A 1,966-nucleotide genomic window follows, 5' to 3' on the forward strand; every position below is an offset into this window, starting at 1 on the left:
ACTCGTGCAGCGTTTGCTGATGGGGGGAACCCTGCTTGCCCTCAGCGGGGAAATGGCACTGCAGGCTTGGCGCTGAACCCACACCGTGCAACCCCATCACGACGTCGCACACGGCATCAAGGGCAAGCATTGATTTGGCGGTGCTTGCTAGAGGGGTAGCCGTCGCGGACTCAAAGCGTTTCCACCTTCCAAACCTGGAAGGCCGAGAGCTTGCCCCGTACAAACGTACCAACCACGGACACAACCACATCAAAGTAGTCTTGCAGTTGACCAGATTCAGCCGCTTCTTTGGCTCCTTTGGGCAACAAAGAAAATTCTGCGGGTGTTATTGGACGACGGCTCTCAAAAGCGACACGGCCAACGTCACCGTCCCACTCGACCTTGCCGCCCACGACTCGCGAGAATTCCGCCTTGGAGAGCCCAAGGCGAAGGCCTCCGAGTTCAAGTGATGGGACTTCAGACCCACGAAACTCAGCGCATGACCGAGAGCCGGACGAGCCTGCAATTCCAAGGCCAAGCAGGTCGTGATCTGGACCGCCCATTTCGCCGGAAAGGAAGTAGATGGTGCCGCCCGGCATGCGATAGCAAATTTTCGCTTCGTATTCCCCTGCTTCCCCTTTCTCAAGAATCTTCGCTGGGCCGAGTCTCTTTGCAACTTGAGCAAGCGTGGCCTTCCCAAGATCGAACCCCGCGAAGGAAGTGAACTTTGCCCCATCTTGCGCTGTGGCGAACGGAGAGAAGATCAGCAGGAGAGTGAAGGCGATAGATCGATGCATGCGATGGCTAACGTAGAGCTAACCGGCAGCCAAAAGCGCAGCTTTTGGCTGTCCAGCGACCGAAGGGAGCGAGGTTAAGCGCCATGTTAGAACGCTATTCCTTATGCTGAGGGACCAAGCCATATGTCTTGGGAAAGCGCTGCTTGAAATCAGTGACGGCAGTATAGTCCAAGAGACCAACCACTCGAGTTGTCGCCTTCATTCCGCTTCTTGCAAGGGACGCAGCGAACTGTACGCGCTCAGCATCAAAGCTGACAGGCAGGACCAGCTTAAAGGTCAGTGGCCACAGAACCGCCGGCTCTTGTTTTCGACTTTATTAAACAGTTTTCGACTCTATTTGCACAAAAAACCACCCGGCCCCAACACAGTGCTTGACACCAAGACGACCGGTCTAATATATTTAAACCATGTCACGTCAAAGCCTATACCCTGATACCCGCGAACACATCCTTGCCGTCGGCGAGGTGCTGATCCACGGCCGTAGTTTTACCGCGATGGGGCTCTCCGAGCTGTTGTCCGAGGCCAAGGTACCGAAGGGGTCGTTCTATCACTACTTCAAGTCGAAGGAAGACTTCGGGGTGGCGTTGCTGGCGCGCTATTTCTCCGGTTACCGCGAGCGGGTCGGCGATCTGCTGGCCGACAGCCAGCATGGTAACGGCCGCGAACGGCTGCTGGCCTACTTCCAGCAATGGCTGGACAACCACGCCAGCTGCGAATCACAAAGCTGCCTGGCGGTGAAGCTGGCGGCCGAGGTGTCCGACATGTCGGAGCCGATGCGCGTGGCGCTGAGCGACGGCATGGATGCCATCGTGCGCAAGCTGGCGGCCTGCATCCGCAGCGGGCAGCAGGATGGCTCGATCAAGCCGCAGCTGCCGGCCGATGACACCGCCTATGCGCTGTACAGCCTGTGGCTGGGCGCGGCGCTGATGTACAAGACCCAGCACAGTCTGGCGCCGCTGCAAGCGGCGATGACCCACACCCAAGGCCTGCTGTTGCCCTGCAACGCCGCCTGAGACACGCAGTACCGTTCGCCACGGGCGAGCGGTTTTTTATGGCACAAAAATAGACGACCGGTCTATTAGTAAGTGGGAAGAAAATTGCCTGCCTGCCGCCCGACAACCGCTGGTGCAGCGCGGGGGCCACCTTTGGCGCCCCCCCGTTTTACCCCCCCCCCAGCCCGCCCCCCCCTC

2 protein-coding genes are annotated in these 1,966 nt (G+C 58.6%); one reads left to right on the top strand and one right to left on the bottom strand.

What is annotated here, in order from left to right; all coding sequences use genetic code 11:
* Positions 1–170: 170 nt before the first annotated feature.
* Positions 171–776, bottom strand: coding sequence for a hypothetical protein (locus NOM55_RS16595; RefSeq protein WP_255909744.1), 606 nt, complete (start codon positions 774–776; stop codon positions 171–173).
* 407 nt (positions 777–1,183) lie between these two features.
* Here NOM55_RS16595 and NOM55_RS16600 point away from each other — a divergent pair, with 407 nt between their 5' ends.
* Complete coding sequence (locus NOM55_RS16600; RefSeq protein WP_255909745.1) at positions 1,184–1,789, top strand: TetR/AcrR family transcriptional regulator; 606 nt, start codon at positions 1,184–1,186, stop codon at positions 1,787–1,789.
* Positions 1,790–1,966 lie beyond the last annotated feature (177 nt).

It is taken from the genome of Vogesella sp. AC12 (assembly GCF_024437575.1).
Lineage (GTDB): Bacteria > Pseudomonadota > Gammaproteobacteria > Burkholderiales > Chromobacteriaceae > Vogesella > Vogesella indigofera.